General features: G+C 74.1%; 7 protein-coding genes. 4 read left to right on the forward strand and 3 right to left on the reverse strand.

Annotation, left to right across the window (positions count from 1 at the left end; translation table 11 throughout):
- Positions 1–379: LysM domain-containing protein (locus IR158_RS04570; RefSeq protein ID WP_291810145.1), on the reverse strand; the 379-nt coding region annotated here is incomplete at its 3' end.
- A 176-nt stretch (positions 380–555) separates the two neighbouring features.
- On the opposite strand from IR158_RS04570, the gene IR158_RS04575 reads away from it, so the two are divergent.
- Entirely contained in the window at positions 556–966 is a 411-nt protein-coding gene (locus tag IR158_RS04575) for an Rv2175c family DNA-binding protein (protein ID WP_291810147.1), read from the forward strand.
- A gap of 43 nt (positions 967–1,009) precedes the next feature.
- On the opposite strand, the gene IR158_RS04580 is transcribed toward IR158_RS04575, so the two are convergent.
- Positions 1,010–2,128 (reverse strand): polyprenyl synthetase family protein, encoded by a 1,119-nt coding sequence (locus IR158_RS04580; RefSeq protein WP_291810149.1) that lies wholly within the window; start codon positions 2,126–2,128, stop codon positions 1,010–1,012.
- Positions 2,129–2,137: 9 nt separating this feature from the next.
- Positions 2,138–2,656: a hypothetical protein gene (locus tag IR158_RS04585; RefSeq protein WP_291810150.1), complete on the reverse strand. Its 519-nt coding sequence runs from the start codon at positions 2,654–2,656 to the stop codon at positions 2,138–2,140.
- Positions 2,657–2,793: 137 nt separating this feature from the next.
- Between IR158_RS04585 and IR158_RS04590 the strand changes: the two genes are divergently transcribed.
- The 3 genes from IR158_RS04590 to IR158_RS04600 form a co-directional block, all read left to right on the forward strand.
- Positions 2,794–3,918: a DUF4192 domain-containing protein gene (locus IR158_RS04590; RefSeq protein ID WP_291810151.1), complete on the forward strand. Its 1,125-nt coding sequence runs from the start codon at positions 2,794–2,796 to the stop codon at positions 3,916–3,918.
- A 92-nt stretch (positions 3,919–4,010) separates the two neighbouring features.
- Positions 4,011–4,403, forward strand: coding sequence for a universal stress protein (locus IR158_RS04595; RefSeq protein WP_291810153.1), 393 nt, complete (start codon positions 4,011–4,013; stop codon positions 4,401–4,403).
- Positions 4,404–4,660: 257 nt separating this feature from the next.
- The coding region (locus IR158_RS04600; RefSeq protein ID WP_291810155.1) for a sigma-70 factor domain-containing protein at positions 4,661–5,661 on the forward strand (1,001 nt) is incomplete at its 3' end.

Below are 5,661 nucleotides of genomic sequence, written 5' to 3' on the forward strand. Positions count from 1 at the left end.
CCACGACGGCGGCGACGGTGGTGCCGTGGCGCGACGCGACCGCCGAGACGGTGTCACCGCGGCGCACGACGTACGAAGCACCGGCACGTGCCGGCACCGGTGCCGCGGCCGCTGGTGGCGCGGCGTCGGGCAGGCGCAGCACCTGCCCGGCGCGGACCCGGGACGGGTCGGACAGGGCGTTCTCGCGCGCGATCCTCGACACGGTGGTGCCGGTGCGCTTGGCGATCGAGCTCAGGGTGTCGCCCTCGCGCACGGTGTAGTCGGCGGCGTGGCCGGCGGTCCCGGTGGCGGCGAGCGCGACGGTCGCGAGCGCGAGAGTGGCACCCGTCCCGGTCGCGACGCGCGTCATGGTGCGCGGACGCGGAGTGAGTGCGGACATGGCCCCCCCAGGCGGTGGTCGAGCACCGGTCGGACGACGAGATCGGGTGACCGGTCGTGACGGATGGTGCTGCTGTGACAGGTGTGACGAACTTCGACGCTAGACGAGAAAGCTCAGGACCGAAACCCCGCGGGCCCGATGGCGGGCTCCCGGCGCGTTGCCCGTAGGCTGACCGGGTGAGTTCGACCTCGGATCTGGACCTTCTGGTCGGTAGCTGGCTGACCGTTCCCGACGTGGCGGAGATGCTCGGCGTGGACGCCGGCAGGGTGCGCCGCCTGCTTCAGGAGCGGCGGCTCGTCGCTGTGCGTCGCGGCAGCCCGCCGGTGCTGAGCGTGCCGTCCGACTGCCTGGTGCCCGGCCACCTCGCCAACCCCGCGGCGCCGGACGTTCCCTCGGAGGACCGGCCGTGGGCCGTGCTGGCGTCGCTGCAGGGCACGCTGACGGTGCTGGACGACGACGGCTTCTCCGACGAGGAGGCGATCGAGTGGCTCTTCACGGAGGAGGAGTCCCTCGGGGTCGCGCCGATCGTGGCGCTGCGTGCCGGGCGCAAGACCGAGGTGAGGCGCGTCGCCCAGGCGCTCCTCTGACGGCTGACGCGGCCGCGCCGCCGGGCGCGACCGCGCGGGCGAGTCACGCGGTGCGCTGGACCGCCGCGTGCGCGAGTGCGATGAGCGCGCCACGCGCGGGCTCGGGCCAGTCCTGCGCCTCGATCTGCGCGAACGCCTCGGTGCAGAGCTCGTCGATGAGCTGCTCGACCTCGGCGACCGCGCCGGTGCGCACCAGCAGCTCCGTCAGCGTCGCGACTCCGTCGGCATCGAGATCGGGATCACCGACACCGCGGGTGAGGGCGTCCACGGCAGCGTGGTCCCCGATCGCCGTGGCCCGTGCCAGCGCGCGCGCCACGAGGACCGTCCTCTTACCCTCCCGCAGGTCGTCCCCGGTGGGCTTGCCCGTCGTCGACGGGTCGCCCAGCACGCCCAGCAGGTCGTCGCGCAGCTGGAACGCCTCGCCGAGGGGCAGGCCCACGGCACGGCAGCCCGCGACGGCTTCCTCGTCGGCGCCGGCGAGCGCCGCTCCCAGCACGATCGGGTGCTCGACGCTGTAGCGCGCGGACTTCGCCCGGACGACGTCGCGCGCGCGCCGCTCGTCGTCCTCGGGGTCGCCCCACGGCATGGTCTGTGCGACGAGATCGAGGTACTGGCCGATCGTGACCTCGGTCCGCATCACCTCGAACACCGAGTGCGCCGCCTGCGCGACGGGCTCGGGCAGGCCCGCGACCGCGCGGGACATCTCGTCGTCGCTGGCGACCAGCGCGAGGTCACCGAGGAGGATCGCAGCGCCGTCGCCGAAGCGGCGGGCCTCGCCGCGGCGTCCCGTGGCCCGGTGCTGGTCCGCGAACACGTGGTGTGCCGTCGGCAGGCCGCGGCGGGTGCTCGAGTCGTCCATGACGTCGTCGTGGAACAGCGCGGCGGCCTGGAAGAGCTCCAGGGCCGCACCCGCCCTCAGGACGGCCTGCTCGCGGCCGTCGCCGGGCATGCCGCCGTGCGCGCGCCACGACCAGTAGCAGAAGGCGGCGCGCAGGCGCTTGCCGCCGGCGAGCATGCGTTCGACCGCGTCCGCCAGGGGTACGGCGTCAGCGCTGATCACGCGGGCCGTCTCGCGCAGGTCCGCGACGTGCCGGGCGAGGGCCTCGTCCACCCCGGCACGCAGGTTCTCACGATCGACGACGGAAGCGTTCGCGGTGGGCACGGGCCCACCCTAGGGCGCTGGAACGGCGACCGTCCCGCCGAGCGTCATCGTTCTGCGTCCGTCGCGGTCGAGGACGCCCACGACGAGGAGCTCGGCACCCTCCGCCCGGGAGAACGTGGTCTGCGCGGCGAGGCCCGGCTCCGGCGCCGGTGGTGCGGACTCGCTGAAGCCGGCGGCCAGCAGCGGCGCACGCACGGCCTCGAGCAGGCCACCGGTGTCCTGGTCGGTCCGGACGTTGAGGCTGATCCGCAGGCGGTCGTCGCCGAGCGGCTCGGCGGAGGACACGAGGACCTCCGCGTCGGGCGGCACGGGGACCAGGAGGGCCGGGAAGTCCGGGGCGAGGGTGCCGACCGCGGTGTCGTCGTCGATGTCGTCGCTGAGCAGGGACTCGCTGGGTGCGGGTGCGGGTGACGCCGGGCTGGAGGAGGCCGCGACGGGGGTGGGGTCCGGCGGCGAGGTGCAGCCTGCCGTCAGGCCGGCACCGAGCAGCGCGGTGGATGCCAGGACGATGAGGGTCGGGCGGGACACGGCGCCAGGGTAGCCGGGCAGGTCCGACGGATCGTGGTCGGTGTGCGAGCCGACCACAGGGCCGGGTGGATCGGGCTCCCCCCACAGGTCTGCCTCGCGCGCCCCGTCAACGGCCCGGGGAACGGTTCGGTGGAGCCATGGAACCTCCTCTCCTCCTCCGGCTCGGCGAGTCCCGTGAGCTGCTCGCCCTCGTCCCGCACCTCCTCGGCTTCCAGCCACGGGACAGCGCCGTCGTCGTCAGCCTGCGGGGGCCTCGCGGCCAGGTGGGCCTCGTCGCGCGGGTCGACCTCGCGGACGTCGCCGACCCGGTGCACGGCCCGCAGGTCGCACGCTCCCTCGCGACGCACCTCGACCGGGACGGCGCGCGCCGCGCTGTCCTCGTCCTCTACGCCGAGACGTCCGCGCCGGCAGGTGCGGTCCGCGTCGACGCCGCGGTGTCGCACGTGGCCGAGGCCTTCGACGTCCCGTTCGGCGGCACCGACGTCGTCGTGGTGGGCGACCACGCGTACCGCTGCCTGGCGTGCGACGACACGTGCTGCCCGCCGCAGGGACGGCCCCTGAGCGACCTGCAGGGGTCGCGGGCCGGAGCCGAGATGGTGCTGGCCGGGTCCGTCGTGGCGGCCGGGCGCGACGCGCTGGGGCAGGTGACCGCTGCGCCGGTCGCGGCCCGCCGAGCGGTGGCGCGCGTGCGTCGCCGGCGAGCCGATGCGCGGACGCGTGCACTGGTGAGCGGGTCGCAGGCGCTGGCTCGATGGCGCGCGGAGGCGCTCGCCGCGTGGCGCGCGCTCATCACCGCCGCGTCCGGGGCGCACGAGGGGCCGCTCACGCGGTCGGCCCTGCTGGGGCGTGTCGAAGCCGGTCTCGCGGACCGCCGCGTCCGCGACGCGATCCTCGTGGCCTGCCTCCCGGACGCGGGGTCACTGCCCGAGCGTGTGCTCGCGCACGGCGGTCCGGACGAGGACGCGGAGGTCGGGGCCGCGATCGGCCGTCTCGTGGACCCGGTGTCGGGGGAGCCGCCGGGCGACGACGTCCGTGCGGTCCGGGCCGTGCTCGAGGACGTCGTGGCGCACGGTCGCCGTGGCGGGCAGGCGCCCGCGTCGACCCTGTTGGCCACGGTCGCGTGGTGGCAGGGCGACGGCGCACGCGCCGCCGTCCTGCTGGACAGGGCGCTCCAGGACGACCCGGGGTACCGGCTGGGGCTCCTCATGCGCAGCGCGGTCGACGCAGGGCTGGCGCCCGGGTGGGTACGTCGGCGCGGATGATCAGGCGTCTTCCGCCCGTCGCGGTCGTCGGAGGTCCCGCGCTCCGGTAGCGTCGCGCACGAGGCCGGCAGGGGCCAGGAGGAGGAACGACGATGGGAATCGTGGTCGGTTACCTGGCGACCCCCGAGGGGCGTGCAGCCCTGGACGCAGCGGTCGAGGAGGCCAGGCGCCGGTCCGTCCGCGTCGTGGTGGTGCTCAGCGTGCGCCGGGACGAGACGCCCGAGCGGCGGGCCGAGGTCGAGCAGGCTCTGGCGCGTGTGCACGAGGAGCTCCAGGCGCACGATGTCGAGCACGAGGTCCGGCTGCTCGACGGAGGTGACGTCGCCGACGACCTCATCAGTACCGCCGAGGAGGTCGGCGCCCCGCTCGTGGTCCTCGGGCTGCGCCGGCGCAGCCCTGTGGGCAAGCTCATCCTCGGGTCGAACGCGCAGCGGGTGCTCTTCGACGCGCCCTGCGCCGTCCTCACGGTGAAGCCGGCGGGCTGACGTCACGATGGCGTGCGTCCGTTCCTGTCGCGACGCACCGGGGCACCGGTCGCGTGACGCCACCGGCGGCTCGCGGGAATGACTGGGCTCGACGCCGCGTTGCACCCGTCGACCCCCGAGACCGATGTGACGCGCCGATCCGCGGCGCGTGGGCAGCGCGCGCGGCGTGCCTCCGCGGGTCGGTACAATATCTGTCTGTCTCCCGGTCCTTCGGACTCTCCACGGTTCCGGTTGCCGCGCTGACGAAAGGTCGTTTCTTGACGTCCCAGACCCCCCATCCCGCACTCCCGCGCGAGTTCCAGCACCCTGCTCTGCAGGAGCTGGTCATGCGTGGACGGACCCACGGCAGCGTCGACTCCGCCTCGGTTCGCGCCGCCTGCGAGGCTGCAGGTGTCGAGGGCGCCAAGCGACTGCGCGCCGTCGTGCGTGGTCTCGGCACGGCCGGTGTCGACGTGAACGACCTCGGCTCCGCCGGACGTGCGGTGGCGGCGACGAGCGCCAAGTCGCGACCCGCGGCCAAGGCGACCGTCGCCGACGGCGCAGCCAAGCCCGTCCGTGCCACCACCAAGGCCGCAGCGGCGAAGGCCGCCACGACCAAGTCGACGACGGCGAAGTCGGCGACTGCGAAGGCTGCTCCTGCGAAGGCGTCCAAGGAGGGCGACGACGCGACGGGCGAGCTGGACGAGAACGTCGACGTCGACGTCGCCGAGCTCGAGGACGTCGAGGTCACCGACACGGTCGAGATCGAGACGGACGACGCCGTGGACGTCGCGGAGGACGGTGACGACACCGAGGCCAAGCCGGCGGTCGTGAAGAAGGAGGACGAGCCGGAGGACACCGGCTTCGTGTACTCCGACGCGGACGACGACGACGCTCCGGCGCAGCAGGTCGTCACGGCCGGTGCCACCGCGGACCCCGTCAAGGACTACCTCAAGCAGATCGGCAAGGTCGCCCTGCTGAACGCCGAGCAGGAGGTCGAGCTCGCCAAGCGCATCGAGGCCGGTCTGTTCGCCGACGAGAAGCTCGCGGAGATCCGCGACACGCTCGAGCCGAAGATGCGTCGTGAGCTGGAGTGGATCGCGCAGGACGGTCGCCGGGCGAAGAACCACCTGCTCGAGGCGAACCTGCGTCTGGTCGTCTCCCTCGCCAAGCGCTACACGGGCCGCGGCATGCTCTTCCTGGACCTCATCCAGGAGGGGAACCTCGGTCTGATCCGCGCGGTCGAGAAGTTCGACTACACCAAGGGCTACAAGTTCTC

Source organism: Cellulomonas sp. (genome assembly GCF_015234515.1).
Classification (GTDB): domain Bacteria; phylum Actinomycetota; class Actinomycetes; order Actinomycetales; family Cellulomonadaceae; genus Cellulomonas.

What these genes read in the sequence shown, in the direction of transcription:
- IR158_RS04595 (WP_291810153.1), top strand. Translation starts at nt 4,011, where the DNA reads ATGGGAATCGTGGTCGGTTACCTGGCGACCCCCGAGGGGCGTGCAGCC.
- IR158_RS04590 (WP_291810151.1), top strand. Translation starts at nt 2,794, where the DNA reads ATGGAACCTCCTCTCCTCCTCCGGCTCGGCGAGTCCCGTGAGCTGCTC.